The 24455-nt window shown below is 64.3% G+C and carries 23 protein-coding genes; 10 read left to right on the top strand and 13 right to left on the bottom strand.

Annotation, left to right across the window (positions count from 1 at the left end; translation table 11 throughout):
* Nucleotide 1 precedes the first annotated feature (1 nt).
* From ABIB99_RS27610 to ABIB99_RS27590, 5 genes are all read left to right on the top strand, one after another.
* Nucleotides 2–928 (top strand): branched-chain amino acid ABC transporter permease, encoded by a 927-nt coding sequence (locus ABIB99_RS27610; RefSeq protein WP_354178381.1) that lies wholly within the window; start codon nt 2–4, stop codon nt 926–928.
* Nucleotides 928–2406, top strand: a complete 1479-nt coding sequence (locus ABIB99_RS27605) for an ATP-binding cassette domain-containing protein (RefSeq protein WP_354178379.1) — start codon at nt 928–930, stop codon at nt 2404–2406. Before ABIB99_RS27610 ends, ABIB99_RS27605 begins: the two co-directional genes overlap by 1 nt.
* A 41-nt stretch (nt 2407–2447) precedes the next feature.
* Nucleotides 2448–3683, top strand: a complete 1236-nt coding sequence (locus ABIB99_RS27600) for an ABC transporter substrate-binding protein (RefSeq protein ID WP_354178377.1) — start codon at nt 2448–2450, stop codon at nt 3681–3683.
* A 170-nt stretch (nt 3684–3853) separates the two neighbouring features.
* Nucleotides 3854–4903 (top strand): methyltransferase, encoded by a 1050-nt coding sequence (locus ABIB99_RS27595; protein WP_247303838.1) that lies wholly within the window; start codon nt 3854–3856, stop codon nt 4901–4903.
* Nucleotides 4904–5064: 161 nt separating this feature from the next.
* On the top strand, nt 5065–6375 hold the full coding sequence (locus tag ABIB99_RS27590) for an ABC transporter substrate-binding protein (protein ID WP_354178374.1): 1311 nt from the start codon (nt 5065–5067) through the stop codon (nt 6373–6375).
* 195 nt (nt 6376–6570) lie between these two features.
* Here the strand turns inward: ABIB99_RS27590 and ABIB99_RS27585 are convergent, their stop codons facing one another.
* From ABIB99_RS27585 to ABIB99_RS27545, 9 genes are all read right to left on the bottom strand, one after another.
* Nucleotides 6571–7740 (bottom strand): Gfo/Idh/MocA family protein, encoded by a 1170-nt coding sequence (locus tag ABIB99_RS27585; RefSeq protein ID WP_283017456.1) that lies wholly within the window; start codon nt 7738–7740, stop codon nt 6571–6573.
* 50 nt (nt 7741–7790) lie between these two features.
* The gene (locus tag ABIB99_RS27580) at nt 7791–8105 is read right to left on the bottom strand and encodes a septal ring lytic transglycosylase RlpA family protein (RefSeq protein WP_071910599.1); all 315 of its coding nucleotides are present in this window, start codon (nt 8103–8105) and stop codon (nt 7791–7793) included.
* A 102-nt stretch (nt 8106–8207) separates the two neighbouring features.
* Complete coding sequence (locus tag ABIB99_RS27575; RefSeq protein ID WP_283017457.1) at nt 8208–9053, bottom strand: CmcJ/NvfI family oxidoreductase; 846 nt, start codon at nt 9051–9053, stop codon at nt 8208–8210.
* 352 nt (nt 9054–9405) lie between these two features.
* Nucleotides 9406–10344, bottom strand: a complete 939-nt coding sequence (locus ABIB99_RS27570) for an ABC transporter substrate-binding protein (RefSeq protein WP_354178371.1) — start codon at nt 10342–10344, stop codon at nt 9406–9408.
* Nucleotides 10341–11441, bottom strand: coding sequence for an LLM class flavin-dependent oxidoreductase (locus ABIB99_RS27565; protein WP_354178369.1), 1101 nt, complete (start codon nt 11439–11441; stop codon nt 10341–10343). Before ABIB99_RS27565 ends, ABIB99_RS27570 begins: the two co-directional genes overlap by 4 nt.
* Nucleotides 11442–11470: 29 nt before the next feature.
* A complete protein-coding gene (locus ABIB99_RS27560) occupies nt 11471–12643 on the bottom strand; it encodes an acyl-CoA dehydrogenase family protein (RefSeq protein ID WP_354178367.1) in 1173 nt (390 codons plus the stop codon).
* The gene (locus tag ABIB99_RS27555; RefSeq protein WP_014493120.1) at nt 12637–13437 is read right to left on the bottom strand and encodes an ABC transporter ATP-binding protein; all 801 of its coding nucleotides are present in this window, start codon (nt 13435–13437) and stop codon (nt 12637–12639) included. Before ABIB99_RS27555 ends, ABIB99_RS27560 begins: the two co-directional genes overlap by 7 nt.
* Nucleotides 13431–14453 carry an ABC transporter permease gene (locus tag ABIB99_RS27550; RefSeq protein WP_354178364.1) on the bottom strand — a complete coding sequence of 341 codons (1023 nt, stop codon included), beginning with the start codon at nt 14451–14453 and terminating at the stop codon, nt 13431–13433. Before ABIB99_RS27550 ends, ABIB99_RS27555 begins: the two co-directional genes overlap by 7 nt.
* The gene (locus tag ABIB99_RS27545; RefSeq protein ID WP_354178362.1) at nt 14431–15534 is read right to left on the bottom strand and encodes an ABC transporter substrate-binding protein; all 1104 of its coding nucleotides are present in this window, start codon (nt 15532–15534) and stop codon (nt 14431–14433) included. The genes ABIB99_RS27550 and ABIB99_RS27545 overlap by 23 nt, the downstream gene beginning before the upstream one ends.
* A 475-nt stretch (nt 15535–16009) precedes the next feature.
* Here ABIB99_RS27545 and ABIB99_RS27540 point away from each other — a divergent pair, with 475 nt between their 5' ends.
* Nucleotides 16010–16990, top strand: a complete 981-nt coding sequence (locus ABIB99_RS27540; RefSeq protein ID WP_354178360.1) for an ABC transporter substrate-binding protein — start codon at nt 16010–16012, stop codon at nt 16988–16990.
* A gap of 128 nt (nt 16991–17118) precedes the next feature.
* Here the strand turns inward: ABIB99_RS27540 and ABIB99_RS27535 are convergent, their stop codons facing one another.
* Nucleotides 17119–17604: a hypothetical protein gene (locus ABIB99_RS27535; RefSeq protein WP_354178358.1), complete on the bottom strand. Its 486-nt coding sequence runs from the start codon at nt 17602–17604 to the stop codon at nt 17119–17121.
* Nucleotides 17605–17942: 338 nt separating this feature from the next.
* Between ABIB99_RS27535 and glgC the strand changes: the two genes are divergently transcribed.
* The 4 genes from glgC (at nt 17943) to ABIB99_RS27515 (ending at nt 22166) form a co-directional block, all read left to right on the top strand.
* Entirely contained in the window at nt 17943–19205 is a 1263-nt protein-coding gene (gene glgC / locus ABIB99_RS27530; protein WP_354178356.1) for a glucose-1-phosphate adenylyltransferase, read from the top strand.
* Nucleotides 19202–20662, top strand: a complete 1461-nt coding sequence (gene glgA / locus ABIB99_RS27525) for a glycogen synthase GlgA (RefSeq protein WP_354178354.1) — start codon at nt 19202–19204, stop codon at nt 20660–20662. The genes glgC and glgA overlap by 4 nt, the downstream gene beginning before the upstream one ends.
* Nucleotides 20663–20908: 246 nt before the next feature.
* Nucleotides 20909–21169, top strand: a complete 261-nt coding sequence (locus ABIB99_RS27520) for a SemiSWEET transporter (protein ID WP_354178352.1) — start codon at nt 20909–20911, stop codon at nt 21167–21169.
* A 313-nt stretch (nt 21170–21482) separates the two neighbouring features.
* Nucleotides 21483–22166: a nucleoside deaminase gene (locus ABIB99_RS27515; RefSeq protein WP_354178350.1), complete on the top strand. Its 684-nt coding sequence runs from the start codon at nt 21483–21485 to the stop codon at nt 22164–22166.
* A 24-nt stretch (nt 22167–22190) separates the two neighbouring features.
* On the opposite strand, the gene ABIB99_RS27510 is transcribed toward ABIB99_RS27515, so the two are convergent.
* From ABIB99_RS27510 to ABIB99_RS27500, 3 genes are all read right to left on the bottom strand, one after another.
* A complete protein-coding gene (locus tag ABIB99_RS27510; protein ID WP_354102702.1) occupies nt 22191–22961 on the bottom strand; it encodes a phosphorylase family protein in 771 nt (256 codons plus the stop codon).
* A gap of 179 nt (nt 22962–23140) precedes the next feature.
* Complete coding sequence (locus ABIB99_RS27505) at nt 23141–23599, bottom strand: hypothetical protein (protein ID WP_354178348.1); 459 nt, start codon at nt 23597–23599, stop codon at nt 23141–23143.
* 44 nt (nt 23600–23643) lie between these two features.
* Nucleotides 23644–24438, bottom strand: coding sequence for a DODA-type extradiol aromatic ring-opening family dioxygenase (locus tag ABIB99_RS27500; RefSeq protein ID WP_354178346.1), 795 nt, complete (start codon nt 24436–24438; stop codon nt 23644–23646).
* Nucleotides 24439–24455: the final 17 nt, after the last annotated feature.

Genomic DNA, 24455 nt, shown 5'->3' with positions numbered 1-24455 from the left:
GATGTCCACCTTCTTCACCTCCCGCCTGTTCTTCATCTCGGTCGCGCTCGTCATCGTCGCGGCAACGCTGCCGCTCTACGTCTCCGGCTACGTGCTCGGCCTGCTCACCGTCGCGTTCTATTTCGGCGTGTTCGCGATGGCCTGGGACCTGCTGTTCGGCTTCGCGGGCGAGGTCAATTTCGGGCCCACCTTCCTGATCGGCGTCGGCGCCTACACCGCCGGCATCTTGAATGCCCAGTTCGGCTGGTCGGTCTATCTCTGCATCGTGCTGGGGGCGCTGGCCTCCGTCATCGCGGGCCTCGTGCTGGCGCTGCCGGCTCTGCGCGTGCGCGGTCCGTATTTCGGCCTAACCACGCTGGTCGCGGTGTTGATGTTGCAGAATTTCATCGTGGTGTACGCCGATCTCACCGGCGGCGAGATCGGCCTGACCATCCCCGACGTCATCACCATCAACGCCGGCGCCAATTACTGGATCGCGCTCGGCTTCATGACGATCTCGGCGGCGATCCTCTACGGCCTGTCGCAATCGCCGATTGGCCTCGTGCTCCAGGCCAGCGGCCAGGATCCGGTGCAGGCCGGCGCGCTCGGCTTCAACATCGTCAAGCACAAGCTCGCCGCCTTCATCGTCAGCGCGTTCTTCTCTGGTTTGTCCGGAGCGCTGCTGGTGTTCTATTTCGGCACCGCCTCGGTCGGCACCGTCGTCGACGTCGCGGTCGGCGTGAACGTGATCGTCTCCGCCGTGCTCGGCGGCCGGCGCACCGTGCTTGGCGCCGCGCTCGGCGCGATCTTCCTGATCGTCGCCGGCGAATTCCTAAGGCCGACCGGCGAGCTTGCGACCTTCATCGTCTCGGCGGTCGCGCTCCTCGTCGTGCTGTTCTTCCCCGGCGGCTTCCTCGGAGCGGCCCTCTCGCGTGAGGCGCGCTCGTGATGGATATGATCGCAAACCGGCCCGTGCTCGACGTCCGCGGCCTGACAAAACGCTTTGGTGGATTGACGGCGGTGAAGAACCTCGGCTTCGAGGTGAACGCCGGCGAGATCTTCGGCCTGATCGGGCCGAACGGCTCCGGCAAGTCGACCGCGATGAAGAGCGTGATGGGCATCGAGCGCCCGACATCGGGCGAGGTCATCTTCGAGGGCGAGAACGTCGCCGGCCTGCCCGCGCACAAGATCGCGCGCAAAGGCTTTGGCATGGTGTTCCAGCACTCGCGGCCGCTGAACCGGCAGACGGTGCTGGAGAACATCATGGTCGCGCTGCTGCCGGACAGCCTGTTCATGCTGTTCCCGGACAAGGCGCTGGTCGAGCGCGCCAAATGGATCGCCGACCGCGTCGGGTTGGGCAGCGTGATGAACCGCCGACCGCCGACGCTGCCTTTCGCCGATTTGCGCCGGCTGGAGCTTGCGAAAGCGATCGCGCGTGACCCAAAGGTCGTGCTGGTGGACGAGCCCTTTGCCGGGCTGACGCGGGCGGAGGTCGACGTCTTCTCCGACCTGATCCGCAGCTTTCGCGACGAGGGCCGCGCCGTGATGCTGGTCGACCACAACGTCAAGAGCGTCGCCGCGCTGGTCGACCGCGTGCTCGCGATGTATCTCGGCGAGGAAATCGTCACCGGCAAGGCCGACGACGTCATGAAGAACGAGACGGTGCGCCGGGTCTATCTCGGCGGCGCCATAGAGACCCATGCGCGGCCCGAGACCAGCTTCAAGGACAAGGTGCCGCTGCTCCAGGTCGAGAATGTCAGCGTGTTCTACGGCAAGGCGCAGGCGCTGGAGAACGTCTCGATCCACGTCCACGAGGGCGAGTTCGTCTCCGTCGTCGGCCTCAACGGCGCCGGCAAGACCACGCTGTTCAACACCATCTCCGGCTTCCTGCCCTATAGCGGCGAGATCGTGCGCAGCGGCGCCAAGCTGCGCGGCACGAGCCCCGCGAAGATCGCGCGCAGCGGGCTCGTGCAATGCCCGGAATCGCGCGAGCTGTTCGGCGAGATGAGCGTGCGCGAAAACCTCGATCTCGGCGGCCAGCATCTCTCCGACGACAAGCGCGCCGCGCAGCTCGCCTGGCTGTTCGAGCTGTTCCCGATCCTGAAGGAGCGCCAGGGCCAGATGGCACAAACGCTCTCCGGCGGCGAGCAGCAGATGCTCGCGATCGGCCGCGCGTTGATGATGCAGCCGCAGATCCTGATCCTGGACGAGCCGACGCTGGGCCTCGCTCCCGTCATCCTCGAGCAATTGTCCAAGGCGCTGACGAAGCTGCGGCAGACCACCGCGATCGCGGTGCTGCTCGGCGAGCAGAACGTCACCTTCGCGCTGCCGCATGCCGACCGCGTCTATGTGCTGGAGCACGCCCGCATCGTCTGGGAGGGCGATCCCGGCCGCTTCGCGAGCGAAGCCGGCGCCGATTTTCTTTAAGTCCGTCAACATCAATAAAAAACATAGAAAGGGAAACGACTATGCGACCTTCAATCCTCGGCAGCAGCCTCCTCACCTCCGCATTGGCGCTGTGCCTTGCCGCGCCCGCCTACGCGCAGTCGAACGATCCGATCAAGATCGGCGTCATCGCCGAAGTGCAGTCGATCGCTGGTGCTGCGACCCCGGGCGGCGCGCAGATCGCTGCCGACGAGATCAACGCCAAGGGCGGCATTCTCGGCCGCAAGGTCGAGATCGTCACCTATGACAACAAGAGCTCGTCGGCCGACTCGGTGCGCGCGTTCCAGCGCGCGGTGAGCGAGGACAAGGTCTCCGCGGTGATCGCGAGCTATATCTCCGAAGTCGTTCTCGCGCTCGAGCCCTGGGCGGCGCGGCTGAAGATGCCGCTGATCACGCCGGGCGCCGCCTCGAACGAGATCACCAAGGCGATCCACAACGACTACGAGAAGAACAAGTACACTTTCCACGGCTATCTGACCTCGGCGGCCCAGGCCCAGCTCGTCTGCGACGCCGCCAAGGATCTCCTGGTCGACAAGCTCAAGTTCAAGACCGTCGCGATCATGAGCGAGGACGCGGCCTGGACCAAGCCGCTCGACGTCGGCTACGAGGCCTGCCTGCCCAAGGCGGGCCTGAAGGTCGTCGAGCATGTGCGCTTCTCGCCCGATACCACCGACTTCACGCCGATCTTCAACAACATCGAGGGCAAGAAGCCCGACGTGATCGTGACCGGCATCTCGCATGTCGGCGTGCAGCCGACGGTGCAGTGGAAGAACCAGCAGGTGCCGATCCCGATGTTCGGCATCAGCGCGCAGGCGCTGAGCCCGACCTTCTGGAAGGACACCAATGGCGCCGCCGACGGCGTGCCGTCGCTCGCGGTGGCGACGCCCGATGTCGCCGTGACCGCCAAGACGAAGCCGTTCGCGGCCGCCTTCAAGGCCAAGTTCGGCACGCCGCCGGCCTATACCGGCTACACCGCCTACGACGAGGTCTACTTCATCACCGAAGCTATCAAGCGCGCGGGCTCGACCGATCCCGACAAGATGGTCGCCGAACTGGAGAAGACCGACTACGAGGGCACGATCGGCCGCATCCAGTTCTACGGCAAGGACGACGAGTTCACCCACGGCATCAAGTCCGGTCCCACGACCGTGTCCGGCCTCGTCTTCCAGTGGCAGGACTCTAAGCAGGTCGTGGTCTGGCCCGAGAAGATCGCGGAAGGAAAGCTGAAGTTTCCGAGCTTCGTGAAGCTCTCGCAGTAACTGGGTCGTCCCGGCATCAGGCCCACCGCTCATTCGCGAACGGTGGGCTTTTCTTTGTCCTTCAGAAAGCATGCTGCGCCGCGACCGGCCCGTAGCGACCTTGGGTCACGTTGACGTTTTGCCGCAACCTCCGCCATGTACCCCGCCGGTGATGAAGCGGAGCATCTCAGATGGACGCAGGCATCTCTCCCGGACAATCCCCGGCACCTCAGGATTTCGCCCAGATATTCAGGCTGATCGGTGGGTACCGCATTTCGCAGGCCCTGCGCGTTGCCGTCGAGCTTGGCATTCCGGATCACCTGGCGGCAGGCCCGCGCCATTGCGACGATCTCGCGACAACGACCGGAAGCCATGCTCCGACCCTTTACCGGCTGCTTCGCTTCCTGGCCGGTGCCGGCCTGCTCGACGAGACGTCTCCGAAGCAGTTTGCGCTGACACCGCTTGGGTCTACCCTCCGCGCCGATATCCCGGCTTCGATCTGTCCGGTGGTGCGGCTATGGCTCAGCGAGTCGCACTGGCAATCCTGGAGCCATCTTCTGCACTCCGTACAGACCGGCCAGCATGCCTTCGATCACGCACACGGGACGGGGGTCTTCGACTATTTGCGCGAGGACGCCGAGCTCTCCGCGATTTTCAACGCGACGATGACAACCAGCTCCGCCCGGTTGGCCAATGCGCTTCTCAAGCACTACGATTTTCACGGGATAGGCCGCATCGTCGATATAGGCGGCGGACATGGTTTCACGCTCACAACGATTCTGGCCGATCACCCGACCATGCAAGGCGTGCTGTTCGACCTTCCCGATGTCGTAGCCGGTGCATCTCTGGAGGCGATTGGAGGCAGGAACCGATGTGAGATCATCGGCGGGAGCTTCTTCGAAACCATTCCGGCAGACGCAGACGCCTACATCCTGAAGCAGATCATCCATGATTGGGACGACGATCAATCGCTGGCGATCCTGCGAAATGTTCGCGTGGCAATGCCAGGACATGCTCGGGTTCTGCTGATCGAACGACGGATCGAGCCAGATCATCGCGACGCCATGCGCGTACTCCATATCGACATGGAGATGCTGGTCAATGTCTCCGGCATGGAGCGCACCGACGCCGAATATCGATCCCTGCTGGAGCAGGCCGGATTCCGATTGGCGAGGGTGGTGCCGTTGCTCGACGGTGCAGGCTTTGCGGTATTCGAGGCCATGCGCTCCGACACGAACTGAGATCGGGCAGATCGCTCGATGCAGTCCGTCTTCGCAGTTGCGTTCTGCGCCATGACCCGCCTATCGACCTTTCGCCATGTTGACTTTCCATCGTCCCGCTCCCCATAATTCGTAAAAAAATAACAAGACCAATCAACAGACGGGTTTTGAGGGAGGATAGGATGCCGACTTCACGCAGGCAGTTGCTGAAGAGCTCGGCGGCTGCCGCCGCCGCACTCAGCCTCGATTGGACCCGGGCCCAGGCGCAAGCCGAGAATTTGCGCATCGGCCTGATCTACGACCTCACCGGCCCGTTCGCGGCGGGCGGCTCGGTCGCCTCGTCAATCGGCGCGCAGATCGCGATCGATCTCGTCAACGAGAAAGGCGGTGTCGGCGGCAAGACCAAGATTGTTCCGGTCGCCGCGGATTCCCAGAGCAAACCCGACGTTGCGATCAACGAGGCCGAACGCCTGATCAGTCAGGAGAAGATCGATATCCTCAACGGCGTCTATGCGAGCTCGCATGCGGTGCCACTCGCGGCCAAGGTCGAGCAGCAGAAGAAGATCCTCTGGATCACGACCGCGGTCTCGACCGCCGTGTTCAAGGACAAGAACCTGCAATACGTGTTTCGCGCGCAGATCCATTCCGACCAGTATGGCCAGGCGTTCGCGAGCTTCCTCGCCGAGCATGCGCAAGGCAAGCTCGGTATGGATCCGAAGGACGTCAAGGTCGCGCTGATCCACGAGGACGGCCCGTATGGCGTCGGCGTCGCGGCGGCCGACGAGGCCTACGCCAAGCAGGCCGGCATCCAGGTGGTGCTGCGCGAAGGCTACTCCGCTTCGGCGCCCGACCTCTCGGTGCTCGTCACGAAAATCAAGCGCGCCAAGGCCGACGTGATCTCGCATGCCGGTTACAACCCCGACATCACCCTGTTCCTGCGCCAGGCGCGTGAGAGCGGATTGCGCTTCAAGATGCTGTTCGGCGCCGGCGCCGGCTACAGCCAGCTCGACAAGCTGCGCGCGACCTTCGGCGCCGACATCGACAATTTCTGCAACATCGATCCGGTACCGGCGCAATTGCTCGATCCCGCAAAACTCGCGCCGGGCATCGGCGATCTGACCAACGCCATGGTCACGCGCTACAAGGCCAAGACCGGCGCGACCGAAGTACCGCCACACTGCTCGATGGGTTTCAACCAGACCTGGTTGCTGCTCAACAACGTGCTGCCGGTCGCCAAGGAGAAATACGGCAGCTTCGAGCCCGAGGCCATCCGCAAGGCCGCGCTCGACGTCGACATTCCCGCCGGCGGCACTATCCAGGGCTACGGCGTGAAATTCTTCCCGCCGGGCACGCCGCTGTCCGGCCAGAACGAACGCTCGACGCCGGTGGTGATGCAGAACGCCGGCGAGCGCATCTCGGTGGTGTGGCCGACGAACATCCGCACGCAGGACCCGGTGTTTCCGCTGCCGAAGGGTTCGACCTACGGGGCGTGAGGGCAGTTGCGGCCGCGGCGGGACTTGGCCCCCTCGCCCCGCTTGCGGGGAGAGGGTTGGGGTGAGGGGGAGTCTCCGCGGGGGCGGTGACAATGAGACTCGCGGAGAGTCCCCCTCACCCGGAATCCGCGCTACGCGCGAATTTCGACCTCTCCCCGCAAGCGGGGCGAGGTGAACTGCGGCTCCGCTCGCGGCCTACAACACCACCCGCCGTCCCTCCTCCGCGGCCCAGTAGCCCGCGTAGTTCACCTTGATCGTCTCATACGCCAGTGCGAGGTCCGATAGCGGCTGCCTGCCGCTCGCCGCGCATTCCATGAAGTCCTGGATCTCCTGCAAGTACCCGCGCGTCCACTCCTCCTCGAGACAGACGTATTGCCAGCCGGTTTTGCGGTCGACCTTCTCGGTGATGTAGACGCTGGCGAGCTTCTCCTCGCTGGTCTGGTAGCTCATCAGATGCGTGTTCGGGGTGATGTTGGCGAACAGCGAACCGCCCGAGGTGTAGGTCTCGATCAGATTGCGCACGCCGCCCATGATCATGTCGCCGGAAAACACGGTCGCCTTGGTGCCGTCGGAGAAGGTCGCCGTCAGCGTGCCCCAATCTTCGACATCGACCGGATTGGCCTTGATGTAAGTGCGCTCCTCGGGCTTCAGGACGGCCGTGACGTTGCCGACGTCGCCGGTGACGCTGGCGACGCGGATGGTTTCGCCGCGCGCCCTGGCCTCCACCTGCTTGAGATAAAGCACAGCCGAGAGCGGATGGCAGCCCATGCGGATCAGCGAACCGCCGCCGGTCATCGCCCATTGCGCGGCATGCGCGGCGTGCGAGCCGGAATGACTCTCCTCGCCCTTCATGAACAGGATCTTGTCCTTGGTCGCCCTGATGATCTCGGCGGTCTTGGTCACCGCCGGTGCGTAGATCCAGTCCTCGGCATACATGAAGAGTTTTCCGGTGCGCTCGATCGCGGCCCGCGTCGCGTCCATCTCCGCGAGCACCCGCTCGTACATCAGCGCCTTCGGCACATGCTTGCCGATCGGCTGCGCGTCGCCTGCACGGCCGAAATAGCCGGCGAACGGCTTTTCGCAGATCACGTGCTTGCCGGCCTGCATGCTGGCGACAATCATGTCGGCATGGAGATTGGGCGGGGTGCAGATGTCGATGACATCGAGCTCGCGGTCCGCGATCAGTTCGGCGAAGCTGCGATAGACCCGCGGAATGCCATGGCGGCCGGCGAATTCAACGACATGATCGCCGCGCGCCGCGACCGCCGCGACCTCGACATCCACACCGTAGACGCGGCGGAACGCATACATGTGCAGCTCCGACACGAAGCCGCAGCCGACAAGCCCCACCCGAATCCTGGCCATAGCACCCCCCTTAGCCTTGCGTTGGGCGGCACTATAGCGCGACGGCCAGCCTATTCCACCGAGACCCGCACCACGCCGGCGCTCATCATGCCGAGCGCTTTGGCCGCCGGCACCGAGAGATCGACGATCCGGCCGCGGATAAACGGGCCGCGATCATTGACGCGGCACTGAATCGACCGGCCACCGTAGGACACCGTCAGCACGCTGCCGAACGCGCGCGTGCGGTGAGCGCAGGTCAGTTCGCCGCCCTTACCGGCTTTTCCGTAACCGTAGTATGAGGCAAGCCCGCTTTCGGCTTGCGCGACAGAAAATGCAGAAAGCGAAAAAGTGGCCAGACTGAAGAATAACGTCGTCTGCGTTCGCACGGCACCGCTCCCGGTTGCCCTGCCCGGCGCTGCAAACGTCGATTTGTTCCGGTAAGTTCCAGGAACACTGCCGGGCGCGCCCGGCAGTGCCATCACACATTGTTACTGTTTATGGAACACCAGCGTGCGGACCTCGATGCTTTCGCGCGGCGCCGCATCGGCCGGCGTGGTCGGATCGACGAAGGCGGTATGCGGCCCGAAGCGGGTGCGGCCGTCGGTTGCGGAATCATAGCACTTGAGCAGCAGCGCCTCGTCCGGCGCCATCTCGGGAAAATAGAACCAGCGGTGGTTCGGATTGTATTTCACCGAATAGGTCTCGCCGCGGCGATTGGGATAGATCAGATCGGAGGCGACGAGATCGTCGGGCGCGACGGTCGTGCCGTCTGCCATCGCCAGCGGTGAATCGCGCAAGGGTCCGCGGATCGGCCGCCAGAGGTTGATCACCTGCACACGCCCCCTCAAAAGCGCGTCGGCTTCGTCGGGCAGATGCTCGCGCACGCGGTTGGCGCCGGAGACGGCGGTCTGGTCGACATGGACGCGCGTCGCAGGCTGGCGCGGGCCGCCGTCGCGAATATCCGCCGCCCCCTCGACACGCCTGCGCACGGTATGATCGAAGATGACGACCCGGTCGGCCTTCAGCGTCGCGCGCAGGAACGCCTCGACGGCGGGATAATAGACCGCCCGGATTTCCTCGTCGTTGTAAAAGTCCTTCACTTGCGTCGGGTGACGCACCAGCGCAAAGCCCTCGCGATCGAGCGAGAAATTGTCCGCGATCAGGCGCGCATCGAAGATCGGGACCTGATGCGGCTCCGGCAACGACGTGCTCTTGGGCTCGCCCGGCGGCGGATCGAAAGCATAAGTGCGCGGCTTGCCGGAAACCGGCGCGAGGTAGTTGAGTTCGGCAGTGACGAAGGGAAGCGATTCGATTTTTGTTTCTTGCAGGCCCATGGCCGGTCTCCCGATGTGGTCGTCTGTCTGATTTTTGACGGGATGAGGCGTGGCGCAAGGGAGGTGGTACAAATAGCAATGAGGGTGTTGTCGTCAGTTCGAAATGCAGAAGGAATGTTTCGAGGAAGGCGATTGCGCTGGAAACGTCCTCCTTTTCTCACGATCCCTTGAAGCGCCCGTGAGAGCGTTCTTCGTTCTCCCCTTGTGGGAGAAGGTGGCGCGAAGCGCCGGATGAGGGGTATCTATCCGCGAGCTCCATCGCGAGAGGTGGTACGCGGAGAGAGACCCCTCACCCGTCACGCCGCTACGCGGCGAGCCACCCTCTCCCACAAGGGGAGAGGGAAAGCGCGCACTACAGCCCCGCCTTGGCGATCGCATCCGCAAAGGACCGATCCACGATCTCGGCCGCATCGAGCTTCTGCTTGATCAGGCCCCAGCGGAAATAGAGGTCGATCGTGCTCTGCTCGTCCGCGATCACGCCGTCGTCGATCGGCGCGATGCGGATCTTTGCGCGCGACAGCCAGTTCTGCGGCACGGCGGTCGGGATGTTCATCAGCTTGCCCCAGGTCGCGGCATAGCTATCGACGTTGCTCAGTGACCACGCCCGCGCCGCCGTGAGGCGCCGGATGAAGTCCGTCAGCTCCGCGCGCTTGTCGCGGATGGCGTCGGGCCGTGCGACCTGGAAGCTCAGCCCCGGCGTCAGGCCCTCCGAGGTGATGACGCGGCGCGATTTGAACAGCACCTCTTCCTGGCTCACATACGGCTCCCACGTCGACCAGGCATCGACCGAGCCTTGCGTGTAGGCGATCTTGGCATCGGACGGCGCCAGGAACGCGATCTGCACGTCGGACGCAGCCCAGCCGTTCTTCTCGAGCGCAGCAAGGATCAATTGATGGCCGATCGAGCCGCGCCCCGTTGCGATCTTCTTGCCGCGCAAATCGGCGAAACTCTTGATCGGCGAATTCTCGGGCACGAGGATCGCGAGCCCCTCGCGGGTCTGACGGATCGCCGCGATCGCCTTCACCGGCGCGCCGGAGGCGGCGGCGAAGGTGAAGGGTGCATCGCCCACGATACCGGTCTCGATCGCACCGGCGCTGAGCGCCTCCAGCAGCGGTGCCGCCGCCGGAAACTCCTTCCACTCTATCTTGTACGGGACGTCCTTGAGCACGCCCGCCGCTTCCATCACGGCCTGCGAATTGCCCTTCTGGTCGCCAACGCGCAAGGTGGTTTGCGCCGCCGCGAGCTCCAACGAGCCGAACAGCAGCGCACCGGCCAGCATGAGACGGATCATTCGGCCGCCTCGCCGCGAACGGCCTGGCGCTTGGCGACCAGCTCGCGCGTCAGCGGGATCAGCTCGCGGCCATATTCGATGGCGTCGATCAGGGGATCGAAGCCGCGGATCAGGAAGTGGCTGATACCGAGATCGTAGTAGTCGCCGAACACTTCGGCGACCTGCTCGGGCGTACCGACCAGCGCGGTGGTGTTGCTGTTGGCGCCGGTGAGCTTTGCGATCTCGGTCCAGAGCCGCTTGTCGATGCGGCTGCCCTGGTCGGCGAGCGCGAGCAGGCGCCGCGCGCCGGCCGTGGCATGGCCGTCGGCGGGCTTGCGGTAGCCGGTCTTGTCCTGGAGCGCGGTCGCGCGTGCCAGAATCTCTTCCGCCTTCTCCCAGGCCTGCTTCTCGGTCGGGGCAATGATCGGCCGCACCGAGAGGCTGAAACGCGGCGTCGGCCGTCCCTGACGAACCGCCGCGTTGTGGACGCGGGAAGTGACGTCGCGCACCTGCGCATAGGATTCACCCCACAGCGCAAAGGTGTCGGCATGCTTGCCGGCGACCTCGATCGCCGCATCCGAAGCGCCGCCGAAATAGATCCGGATGCCCTCGGGGCGATACGGCTTTACCTGCGAGAATGCGTTCTCGACCTGGTAGTGCTTGCCCTTGTAGGTGAACGGCTTGTCGCTGGTCCATTCGAGCTTGAGGACATCGAGGAACTCGGAGGTGCGGGCATAACGCTCGTCCTTGTCGTCGAGCGTGTTGCCGTCCTGCCGAAGCTCGGTCGCATTGCCGCCGGTGATGACATGCAGAGCGACCCTGCCGCGGGAAAACTGGTCGAGCACGGCGAACTGGCGCGCCAACAGCGTCGGCGCGGTGAAGCCCGGCCGCTGCGCGATCAGCACATTGAGCCGGTCGGTGACGCCCAGCACGTGTTGGGCGATTTGGAGCGCATCCGGCGTTGTCGAATGAAACGCCAGTAGCGCGCGATCGAAGCCGGCATTCTCGTGCGCCTTCGCCACCGTTTCGATGTGGGTGGGATTGAGGACCGGCCCCTCGCGGACGACGGTCTCGGACGAATTGTTATTACTGATGAAGCCGATGAACTCGATCGACATGATCGTCTCCCTGTTTGTTGTCCTGAAAGCTAGAGGCCCAATGCGGCGCGGCCGAGGCCGGTGCGGGTGGCATCGTCCTGCGGCGTGTGCACGCGGCCGCACAAGACATCGCGATAGTGCCGCTCCAGCGGATTGGTGCGGGACAGGCCGTGATTGCCGGTCAGAGACAAGGCATCCTCGACCACGGCGACGGCGTTGTTGGTCACCGTCAGCTTGATCACGTTGGATTCGCCGGTGGAGAGATCGACACCGTCGTCGAAGTCGCGGGCGAACGTCTCGATCAGCCGCGCATTGACTGCGAGCCTGGCCTCGATGGCACCGAGGATTTCCTGCGCGCGCGGCAAGGTCGCAAGCGGCGCGCCGAGGCTGGCGGGGACGCGCTGCTTCAGGAACGAGACGAACCAGTCGCGCGCGGCGCGGGCGACACCGTCATAAATCGCGGCGACGAACACCGTGTGGACGGTCGCCTGCGCGACGTCGGGCGCACGCCACTCCTGGGGCTTGCGGACATCGACCTCGGCATCGAGCGGGATCACGACGTCGTCGAAGATGACATCATGGCTGCCGCTGGCGCGCAGGCCGTGATGATCCCAGGTCTCGACGATGCGGGTGCCCGGCAGTCCCGCCGGCACCAGGAACTGGCCGACGCGCGGCTCGGCTTCGTCGGTCCGCGCCCAGACCAGATACCATTTGAGGATCGGCGAGCCCGTCGAATAGATCTTGTGACCCGTGAGGCGCCAGCCGGTCTCGGTGCGGCGCGCGATCGTCGCCGGCAGGCCGCCGCGCGCGGGCGAGCCGAGTTCGGGCTCGACGCGGAGCGCGTTGACGAGCGCGAGGCCCTCGACGCTCTCGCGCGCAAGCTTGCGCGAGAGCTTCGCCGGCCAGGTCGGGCTGCGCCCCATCACCAGATGGTTGATGTAGTGCATCGACAGCACCAGCGCGGTCGAGGAATCGGCCTTGCCGATGATACCGATGACCCGCGCGGTATATCGTGCGCCCGCTCCAGCCCCGCCATGAACGGCCGGCACCGTCAGCGACAGCAGGCCCGCCTCGGAGAGCTCGCGAAAATTCTCGAACGGAAAGCTGCCGGCGCGATCATGCTCGGCTGCACGCGCAGCAAAGCCTTCGGCCAGCGCCTCGGCGCGCGCGATGTAGTCGGGCTCGCTATGGGCCGCCCGGCCCTTGGCTACGGACGTTACCATGTGGCGTCTAACCCCAGGAGGCCAAGAATCTGGCGGCGCAGATCCGCCAGATATGGATCGCCGCGATGGCGCGGATAGGGCCGGTCGACACGGATGTCGGCCTTCACCCGCGCCGGGCGGTCGCTGAACACGATGACGCGGTTGGCGAGCACCAGCGCCTCCTCGGCGTCATGCGTCACCAGCAGCGTGGTAAAGCCCTTGCGCTGCCAGAGCGAGACGAGCTCGGCCTGCATGGTGATGCGGGTCAGCGAGTCGAGCTTGCCGAGCGGCTCGTCGAGGATCAGGATTTTTGGATCGTTCACCAGCGCGCGGGCGAGCGCGACGCGCTGCGCCATGCCGCCGGAGAGCTGATGCGGATAGGCATTGCGGAACGACGACAGACCAACGAGATCGAGCGCGTCATCCACGCGCTGCCGCTGGCTCTTAAGGATGCCCTGGGCCTCGAGGCCCAGGGCGACGTTGTCCCAGACCGACCGCCAGGGAAAAAGGGTCGGATCCTGGAACACGACCACACGCGAGGGATGCGGGCGGGTGATGCGCACCTCGTCCTCGCGGAGCGTTCCGGCCTTGGGCTTGTCGAGGCCGGCGACGAGCCGGAGCAAGGTCGACTTGCCGCAGCCGGAGGGGCCGAGCAGCGCGACGAACTCGCCCGGCTCCACGGAGATGCTGACGTCGCTGAGAACAGGCAGCTCAGTGCCGTCGATGTCGAAGGCGTGGCTGACCTGCTCGATGTCGAGCGCGGCGCCAGCAGCCGGCGGGGTCGTGACTTCGGCCAGTGCGGTTGCGGCTACCATTTCACGGTCCCCTTCTGCCAGACCAGCAGGCGATCGCGGATGGCGAACAGCAGCGTGATGGCGCCGGAGCAGAGCAGCGACATCACGATCAGCGCCGCATACATGTTGGCGTAGGCGGCCCAGCCCTGCGCCCATTGCAGGTACCAGCCGAGACCGGCCTTGACGCCGATCATCTCGGCGACGACCAGCACGGCGAAGGACGAGCCGAGGCCCATGAACAGGCCGACAAAGACGTGCGGGAGTGCCGCGGGGATCGCGACCTTCAGCACCAGGAAGGATGGCTTTGCGCCCAGCGTACGTGCGACGTCGTAGTAGGCGTTGCTGACGCTCGCGACGCCGGACCAGGTCAAGACGGTGACCGGGAAGCCGGTCGCGAGCGCGATCAGGAAGGTCGAGGCGCTCCAACTCGACGGGAACGTGAAGAAGGCGATCGGCAGCCAGGCGGTCGCCGGCAGCGGGCCGATGAAGCGCAGCACCGGATGCACCCAATAGCCGACCGCGCGCGACCAGCCGATCGAGACGCCGGTCAGGAAGCCGACCGTGGCGCCGATCAGATAGCCGCCAAGCTGGAGCTTGACCGAGGCGAAGACGCTGTCGAGCAGCTTTGGCAAATCGTCGGTATAGACCTCGATGATCGACTGCGGTGGCGGGAAGAACGGCAGCGGCAGCCAGGCGAATTTTGCGGTGGCAACTTCCCACAGCGTCAGGAATGCGCCGAGCGCCACGAGCCAGGGCGCGCGCTGGCGCAAGGCCTTACCGGCGGAGCCGAGGTAGTCGGCGCCGACGGTGCCGAACAAGGCGATTGCGGCAACGATGAAGGCGGCGATGCCGAGCGAGTGCGTCCGCGACCAGTCGCCGACATCCTCCCACCACAGGCAGGACAGGCCGAACGCGATCCACGCGACGCTGGCGAGAATGCCGACGCCGGATTCCCGGACCCAGCTCGCAAGGACAGGCGTGCGCGAGAGGCGCGGCGCGCCGGAGGCGAGGCCGTCAGACAGCGAATACGTCGACATAGATGCGCTCCGCGAATTTGGCCGTATCGGTGCTCTGCTTGAAGACCTGGACGCTCTTCAAATCGTCGGCATAGGACTTCAGCTCGCGCTTGAGCACTTCACCGACGGGATGATGATGGTGGGTGTGGTAGCGCACCATGCCCTCGATATCGGCGAGCGATGCCGTCTTCGGCGCGTAAGGCTGGAACGATTTTGCCGTCACGGCCGGATTCTGCGCAGTGAACATCGCGGCATCGAGCAGCGCCTGCGTCAGGGCACGCGCGACTTGAGGTTCTTCGCGCACAAGCGAGCCGCGCAGGCCGAGGATGCAGCAGCTCTTGTCGCGATATTCGCCGTCGAGGTTCGAGGCGACTTCCTTGTACTGGCTGTCCTTGAGCCAGAGATAGCCCAGCGGATCGGACGACAGGAAGGCCTGCACCTCGCCCTTCTCGACGGCGACGTTGAGCAGGTTGCCAGGATAGGCGCGCCAGTCGACATCCTTGACCGGGTCGATGCCGAGCTTAGCGAGCTGAATGGAGAAGAAGTTCTTGTCGGGGCCACCGAGGTCGCCGACCGCGACGATCTTGCCCTTGAGGTCGGCGAGCTTGCTCACGTTGGAGTCGGCGCGGGTCAGGACGCGCATGCAGCCGCCATGGGTGCCGGCGGCGATCTTGACGTCAAAGCCCTGCTCCAGCGGCTTGAGCCAACGCAGCGCCATGCCGAGCCCGGCATCGCTCTTTCCCGTCGCGATCGCCTCGAGCAGCTGATCGGTCGAGCCGGAATAGTTGATGAGCTCGATGTCGAGATTGTGCTTCTGGAAGAAGCCGTGCTCGATGGCGACGGGCACCGGGGCGAGACAGACCGCGCCGGCATTCCAGGAGAGTTTCAGCTTGCGCGGCGCGCCGGTGAGGACAGGGCCATCCGCGGCCGTCCGGCACAGCGGAAACTCAGAGAGATCGACACCGGGCGCGATCGCCTGCGGCGCAAAGGCCTGGGCTGCACCAAAGGCACCAAGCGGCGCGGCGAATGCCGCGGCAAGCCCCGCCTGCAGCAAATGGCGCCGGTCGAGGCCAGATCCGCTGCGCTTGTTGTCGTCGCCCATCAGTCCCCGCTCCTGCGCTGGCACAGCTCCGCCATTCACGCAACGCTTCGCGTTGCGCATGTTCCATGTGGAGCCGCGTTGAGAGAATAATTTCGCCGGCGCTTCCCGCGCCGCTTTGATGCGATGCGCAAATCATGCGGCGCGCCCGCCGCATCGTCAATGAAATGGAATTTCGAATGTGACGCGAAGCGAGGTCATTCTCTCCATCAGCGCATGGGACAGCGATGAAACGATTTTCGATGCTGCATCATCCTGCAAGGATGCGCCGCGACTCCGCAGCCTGCATCATTCTTGCGCATCACCCGCCGCGCACGCGGTGCGTTCTCGAAAGCGGCGTTACGCTGAAACGTCATTGCCCGACGCATCTGCAATACGGATAGCCATTTCATTGACTGCGCATTGCGCCGTCATAGACTTGATCGTCTCGCTGCATCGCTCGCTCACGCGTCGTGGGCAAAGCAACAAGACAGGCCACATGAGCATCAACTTCGACGACCATTCCATCACACGCCGGCTCGCAGCATCGCTGTTCGCCGCAGCCATCACCTTGTCGACCGCGGCCGCCTCGTTCGCGGCCGACACCGTCGTGCTGCGCGTCGGCGACCAGAAGGGCGGCAACCGCTCGCTGCTCGAGATCTCCGGCTATGCGAAGGACCTGCCCTACAAGATCGAATGGTCGGAATTCCCTGCCGCAGCTCCGATCCTGGAAGCGCTGAACGCCGGCGCGCTCGACGTCGGCTACACCGGCGATCTCTCCTTCCTCTCGGTCTATGCGGCCGGCGCGCCGATCAAGGCAATCGGCGGCACCAGGTCGGATGCGAAGACGCAAGCGATCCTCGTGCGCCAGGATTCGCCGATCAAGTCGGCCGCCGACCTCAAGGGCAAACGCCTCGCCGGCACGCGCGGCGGCTGGGGCCAGTTCCTGATCGACGCGACGCTGGAGAAGGCGCAGATCAAGCTGGAGGACGCGACCTTCGCGCCGCTCGGCCCGGTCGACGCCAAGATCGCACTCGTCGCCGGCTCGATCGATGCCTGGGCCGTGTGGGAGCCCTACGTCTCGTTCGCGACGCTGAAGGACAAGGCCCGCGTGATCGCCGACGGCGAAGGCCTGACGCCGACCATCACCTTCATCGTGGCCTCCGACAACGCCATAGCCACCAAGCGCGCGGCGGTGCAGGACCTCGTGCAGCGGCTGAACAAGGCACGGCTGTGGTCGCTCGATCATGTTGCCGAATACGCAAAGAGCACGGCCGAACTGACAAAATTGCCGGAGGACGTGCTGCTGTCGGCCTACACCGCGCAGCGCACCAGCCCGATCGTGATCGACCAGAACGTGGTGAAGGAGGTGCAGGAAGCCTCCGACCGCTCGACGCGCTACGGCATCCTGCCGAAGACGCTCGACGTGAGCAAAGCCGTCGACCGCAGCTTTACGGCCGCGGCCGCGGGGTCAAACTAGCGCGGGGCGCGGCGGGATGCGCAAGTCCAGCCTCAAGGCCGGCCCGTTGCATCTCGCCGCGATCGTGCTCGCGCATTTCGCCTGCATGAGCCTGATCGTGTGGCTCTCGCTCTAGCCGCGCAGGGTCCTTACCAATATCCGCGATCATAGGCCCGGTACGGCCGGTAGTAGCCGTAGCGAGGGCCGTAGTATGGACGATAGGCTCGATAGCCGTAGTAGCTGGGACGCGCGTAGTAGCCGCCATACCCATAGCTCGGCCCGTAGCCGCCGTAATAGGCCGGCGCATAGCCATAGGACGGAGCGTAGCCATAGCCGTAGCCCGAGCCATAACCATAACCATAACCACCATAACCGCCGTAATACGGGCCGCCGCCATAGTAACCATAGGGCGCGCTGCTCGCGATGGCACCGCCGATGATTGCTCCGGCGAGGAGGCCTCCTGCGCCCCATCCCCAGCCACGGCCGCGCCAATACACCGGGGTGACATCGTCACCAACGGCGGCCTTCATGGTCGCGACGTTGGTCGGCAGCGGAGCCGCCGCCGCCTGCTCGATTTGGCCGGCCATCACCGCGCCCGCCAGCGAACAGGCAATTGCCGTTTTCCAGATACTCATCGTCTTGCTCCCTGTCTGACGTTTTGCTTGGAAAAGGATCGCAAGGCCATGATCGGGCATCCTTGCCCCAAGTCAAAGCCTCCGAAAGTCACAGCCTGCATTGCGTGCACCGCACAAGAATACAAGCGCATGCCTCGATTGTGGTCCGGCCAACGCCAGCGCCCGCACGAACATGACACCGGTGCGACGGAGCCACAGGCCACAGCAAAGCATTAAGCTTCCCGGGCGTTCGCAACCAACAAGCACCTTCCCGATTTACTATTCGTACCGTTACTATCGGTTCCAATGTGCGCGGCCGGGAGGCTTCTCGCAAAGCGCCAGAGGTGTGGGAGGATGACATGAGTGCCGCGAGACCCGAGCCGCTTGCCCGTCAGGCGCTGGCGTTCGTCCTGGCCGGCGGACGCGGCAGCCGGCTTCTGGAACTGACCGACCGGCGCGCCAAGCCCGCGGTCTATTTCGGCGGCAAGTCCCGCATCATCGATTTCGCGCTGTCCAATGCGGTCAATTCCGGCATCCGCCGGATCGCGGTCGCGACCCAGTACAAGGCGCACAGCCTGATCCGGCACCTTCAGATGGGCTGGAACTTCTTCCGCCCCGAACGCAACGAGAGCTTTGACATCCTCCCGGCCAGTCAGCGCGTCTCGGAGAACATGTGGTATGTCGGCACGGCGGATGCGATCTATCAGAACATCGACATCATCGAGTCGCACAACGCACGCTTCATCGTCGTGCTCGCCGGCGATCACATCTACAAGATGGACTACGAGGTGATGCTGCGCCAGCACGTCGACAGCGGCGCCGACGTTACCGTCGGCTGCCTCGAAATGCCGCGCGCGGAATCATCCGGCTTCGGCATCATGCATGTCGACGAGGACGGCTGGATCCAGCAGTTCCTCGAGAAGCCCAAGGATCCGCCGCCGATGCCGGGCAAACCAGACGTCTCGCTCGCCAGCATGGGCATCTACGTGTTCGATACGAAATTCCTGTTCGACCAGCTTAAGCGCGACGCCGAGGATACGAACTCCAGTCACGATTTCGGCAAGGACATCATCCCCTATATCGTCAAGAACGGCCGCGCCATCGCGCATCAATTCTCGACCTCGTGCGTACGCTCGGGCAGCGATCCCCGCGCCTACTGGCGCGATGCCGGCACGGTCGATGCCTATTGGGCGGCCAATATCGACCTCACCGACGTCGTGCCGGAGCTCGACCTGTTCGACCGCGCCTGGCCGATCTGGTCCTATGCGGAGATCACGCCGCCCGCCAAGTTCGTCCATGACGAGGAGAGCCGGCGCGGCCAGGCCGTGAGCTCGCTGGTCTCGGGCGGCTGCATCATCTCCGGCGCCTCGCTGCGCCGCTCGCTGCTGTTCACCGGCGTGCGCGTCAACTCCTACGCCACTGTCGAGAACGCCGTGATCATGCCCTACGTGAACGTCGCTCGCGGCGCTCGCTTGAAGAACGTCGTGATCGACCGCGGCGTCGAAATCCCCGAGGGGCTCGTCGTCGGCGAGGACCCGGAGCTCGACGCCAAGCGCTTCCGCACCACCGAGCAGGGCATCTCGCTCATCACCCAGACAATGCTCGACAGGCTCAATACATGACGCCTGTTCGCGTCCTCGCGGTCGCCTCCGAAGTCTACCCGATCGTCAAGACCGGCGGCCTCGCGGATGTCGCCGGCGCGCTGCCGCTTGCGCTGAAGGCGCACGGCGTCGAGATGCGCACGCTGATGCCGGGCTATCCCGACGTAATGCGGATGCTGGGGGGAGCCGGCGAAATCCGGCGCTGGCCGGATTATTTCGGCGGCCCGGGCCGCCTGCTCGCGGGCTCGCATGACGGCCTCGACCTGTTCGTGCTCGACGTGCCGCATCTTTACGCGCGACCGGGCAATCCGTACGTCACCCCTGAGGGCGTCGACTGGCCGGACAACGGTGTGCGCTTCGCGGCACTGTCGCGTATCGCGGCCGATATCGGCCACGGCCTCGTGCCCGCGTTCGTGCCGGATGTCGTCCATGCCCATGACTGGCAGGCGGGGCTCGCGCCGGCCTATCTGCACTATGACGGCGGGCCGCGCCCCGGCACCGTGATGACCATCCACAACATGGCCTATCAGGGCAAGTTCGATCGCACGCTGACAAGCGCGATCGGCCTGCCCGCGGCGGCGGCGTTCGACGTTCACGGCCTCGAATATTTCGGCGGCATCAGCTTCCTCAAGGCGGGGCTTCAACTCGCCGATCGCATCACGACGGTATCGCCGACCTATGCGCAGGAGATCCAGAGCGATGAAGGCGGCATGGGGCTCGGCGGCCTGCTGCGCGAACGCGCTGATGTGCTGAGCGGCATCCTCAACGGCATCGACACCGACGTGTGGAATCCGCAAACCGATCCGCACATCGCCTACCGCTTCGGCGCGGAGGACCTCACGTTCCGGGCCGCGAACAAGGCGGTGCTTCAGCAACAGTTCAATCTCGATTCCTCGGACGAGGCGCCGCTGCTCGGCGTCATCAGCCGCCTGTCCTGGCAGAAGGGGCTCGATCTCCTGCTCGAGGCCATCCCGACCATTTTGGGCGACGGCATGCAGCTCGCGCTGCTCGGCAGCGGCGATCGCGATCTCCAGGATCGCTATCAGGCCATCGCCCGCGCGAACCCCGGGCGGATCGGCGTCGTGATCGGCTATGACGAGATTCTGGCGCACCTGATCCAGGCCGGATCGGACGCGCTCATCGTGCCCTCGCGGTTCGAGCCGTGCGGCCTGACCCAGCTCTACGCGCTGCGCTATGGCGCAGTCCCGATCGTGTCGCGCGTCGGCGGCCTCGAAGACACCATCGTCGATATCGGCGAGGCCAACACATCGGACCGCGACGCGACCGGCTTCAAGTTCGCGCCCGTCACCGTGGAGGCCCTCACCAGCACGCTGCGCAAGGCCAACACCGCCTTCCACAACAAGGCGACCTGGCGCCGGCTGCAATTGAGCGGCCTTGCGACCGACGTCTCCTGGCGCAACCGCGCCGGCGACTATGCCGTGCTCTATCGCGATCTCGTGGCGGCGCGCCGCACCTGAGGCGGCAGGGCTGCCGCATGTGAATAGCGGCTTCCCTGCGGCCATCCTTCGAGACGCCCGCGTTCGCGGGCTCCTCAGGATGAGGGCGGAGTATGCGGCAGCAATTTCGACGGCACCGATGCTGCTTAGCCTCATCCTGAGGAGACCGCAGAGCGGTCGTCTCGAAGGACGAGGCGCGCGCGGGCCGCCGCCAAGAAGCCCGCGCCAGAAACACGGTCACCACCGAATCCATGCTATAGAGCCGGCATGGACCCTTTCGCGATCAAGCTGATCGGCTTTGCCGCCGCCACCTGCACCACCGTCGCCTACGCACCACAGTTCATCAAGGTCTGGAAGACGCGCTCGGCGCGCGATATCTCGTTCGGCATGTTTCTGGTCATGGTGCTGGGCCTGGCGCTCTGGCTCATCTACGGCCTGCTCTCTGGCGACGCCCCCCTGGTCGCCGCCAACGGCATCACCATGGTGCTCGCCGGCGGCATCCTGTTCATGAAGCTGAAGTACGGCTGAGCTTGGAGCCGCGTAGGACGGATTAGCGCGTGTACCCACAAAATCCGGGATGTCCATTTTTGAGGAACCCCGGGGCCGACACAGACAATCGACCATCGCGTGGTCAGTGCGGTACTTGAAAGGTAACGGTCCTTGATCCAGATCAAGTCAGACTGTTTGTATCCCGTTGTTTAATTGCCAATATGCCAGGCCGCAGGAGCGGCCTCCGTAGCGGCGCCGTAAACATTCTTCGTCGCTACGACGCCGCCGTAGTATGAAGGGGCAGCGACAGACGCATTCTCAACACCGATCTCGCGTTCCCAAGGGGGCGCCTATGAGTAGATCAGAAGCTGACGTCCAAGATCTGCGAATGATGGAAAGATGCCTCGAACTCGCTCGGCAAGGGGTGAAGCAAGGAGAGCTGCCATTCGGCGCCGTAATCGCGTATCGAGGACGGGTCATCGCAGAAGCGACCAACCACGTTTCATCGGAATGCGACGTGACCCGACACGCGGAACTCGTGGCTCTTTCAGAGGCGCAGAAGATTCTAAGACAAAAGCGTTTGCCGGATTGCACCTTGTATTCAATCGTCGAACCTTGCCCAATGTGTTCTTTCCCGGCACGAGAGGCGCGGATTGGTCGCGTGGTGTTCGCCATTTCATCTCCGATCATGGGCGGATTTTCGAGATGGGACGTTCTGTCGGACAACAGTTTGTCGAGCAAACTGCCTGAGGTCTTCGGACCTGCGCCGGAAATCGTCTCGGGCTTGCTATCCCAAAGGGCCGAGCAGGTTTGGCGCGACTGGAACTCGCTCGCCTGGCGATTTATGAGACGACGAGGCTGCTTCGGACGAGCGGCCGAGCAGACCTCGTGCCATGCGGGCGCGCCTCGGCCAACGTTTTCCTGGAACGCGCTGGCGGATATTTTGGCCGCGCCGGCTCTTTCGGTGAGTAACGTCTTCCTGCGCCGGCGTGCAGATTCAAACACCATCTCGGACCTGGACAAGCCTGGAGTCTGAGATCGGGAGCGCGCTGCTGCAAGATCAGGCGCGTGTGGCTATCGTTTCAAGTGCACGCGTCGGAATGGGGACTCGGTCTCGTGAACACAGGTGCGGGAAACCAAAGTGAGCTCCGAGCCGTCGCTTGGCGCTGCGCAAAGCCATCACCGCCATGACGGAGTCAACGGCGAGCCGGCCAAGACCAGGGAGTTGCCCCGGGTCTTGAACAAGCGAACGTCCAATCTTGCGCAGTTCAGGCTTACCTGCTGGCCCGATATCTATGAGCGCTGCCCTCGGAAGTTTTCGATGAGCGGGGTTTAGAACAACACGACAGACGGCAAAGGGAATTCTGAGTTCGGAAGCAATTCGAGCGACGATCTGCGACTCCATATCGGCGGCAACCGCCCCGGTGATGCCATGGAAATCCCGTCTCTCTTCAAGACTTGTCATCGGGGAAGCGACACCAGCTATCGCAGAGTAGCTGGCACCCGGGATCATCCGAAGGAGCTCCTCGGCCCAGGGGAGGTCGGCTGGATAAGCTTCATCTTTCGCGGCAAATACCGACGAGGCGATGACAATGTTACCTGGTCGGAGCTTCGGATCTAGCCCGCCGCACACTCCGAAACTTATAATGCCGCGCGCGCCATGTCTGATGGCGTCGCGCAAGTAAAAGGCGGTCCGGTCACCTTCAGCGATCATCGCTGGCGCGCCGGCTATTCTGGCCTCGATCGCAAGTCCAACTACGGCGATGACCGCCTTCACGTCACAGCGGGGGGCGCCAGTCTGAGCGTCGTTGACCGTGACATGCAGCGTCATCAGAGGCGTCGATAATCCTGAAACCGAAGTATTTCCAGACTCGGACAATCAAGAGTAAGCCGGCACTAGCACTGTCCGTCTAGACAAAATCGACAGGCCTCCCGATTGGAAGCCAGTTGTTGGAGAACTGTGCCTCGGACACCACAGCTGCCACCTGATCGCGGCGGAGAATCGCACCTTCAAAGGCGCAACGAAGCTGGCAGCATCCCCAATGCGCGCTCGTTAAAGACCGGTTCGTTTGGCGGTTCTCTTGTTTCGAACTCGCCTGTTGGCCCGAAGCGGCTGATGGCCGACGGGCAAAGCATGTCCGCTCTGCCCTGGTCATTCACACCAACTTGTTCGCCAATCGCGAGCACGTCCTCGATGCCGAGATAGCGCACCGTGCCTTCGATCTTGGTGTGGCCGAGCGAGAGCGGTGCCATGATCGAATTTTGCCGCTGTTTTGCCCGACGTGTCAAACCCGTCGAAATACCGCTCGCGTATCCTGCCCGGCAAAGTACTCTGCTAAGCCATTCTATTTGCTGGGCCGTTCTACTGTGCATGGGGTTGTTTTCGACATTTTTAGTCGGAACCCCGTAGGGTGGATTAGCCCGCGGCTGCGCGAAGCGCAGTCCGCCAGCGTAATCCACCACCTTCATTGCGGCTCGATGGTGGATTACGCTGCGCTAATCCACCCTACGATTCATCCAAACACATACGACGCCATCGCGACGTTCGCGACCTCGTCGACGAAGACGCGCTTGCCAACGTCGCTGCCGGCGGCACCTGCCGCGACCATCAGCGGCAGCAGATGGTCCTCGCGGGGATGCGCGAGACGCGCGCTCGGCGCGTTCTCCCAGTCGACCAGCATCGCGTTGCGGCGCGCCGCATCCGGGTTGCTGATCGCCTCGTTCAGATAGGCCTCGAAATCATATGAGACGGGCTTGGACTCCGGCCGGTTAAAGCCGCGCATGTTGTGATAGGTGAGCCCGCTGCCGACGATGAGAATGCCCTCGTCACGCAGCGATGCGATCGCCTGTCCGACCTTGATGTGCTCGGCCGCATCGTAGCTCGACTTCAGCGACAGCAGCACGATCGGCATGTCCGCGTTCGGATACATCAGGCCGAGCGGCACGAAGGTGCCGTGATCGAAACCCTGATTGGGGTCCTCCCGGCAATCGAGGCCGGCGTGCTTGAGCAGCGCCCTCACCTCCGCGGCGAGCTCGGGCTTGCCCGGCGCCGGATATTTGAGGTGATAGGTATGCTCGGGGAAACCGTAATAGTCGTACACCATCGGCGGATGCGCCGAGGTCGACACGGTGAAGGCGTCGGCCTCCCAATGGCCGGTGATGACGAGCACGGCCTTGGGCTTCTCGGGGAGAAGCTGCGGCAGCCGGCCGAACTCCGCGGCCGTCTTGGCATATTGCACCCGCCGGTCCTCCATGAAGGGCCAGGGGCCGCCGCCATGCGACAGGAAGAGGGTTGGAAATCGCGTCATGGATGCCGGCTCGTCTC

Source organism: Bradyrhizobium sp. LA6.1, assembly GCF_040547805.1.
Lineage (GTDB): Bacteria > Pseudomonadota > Alphaproteobacteria > Rhizobiales > Xanthobacteraceae > Bradyrhizobium > Bradyrhizobium barranii.
This window is presented reverse-complemented; position numbering and strand designations above follow the sequence as displayed.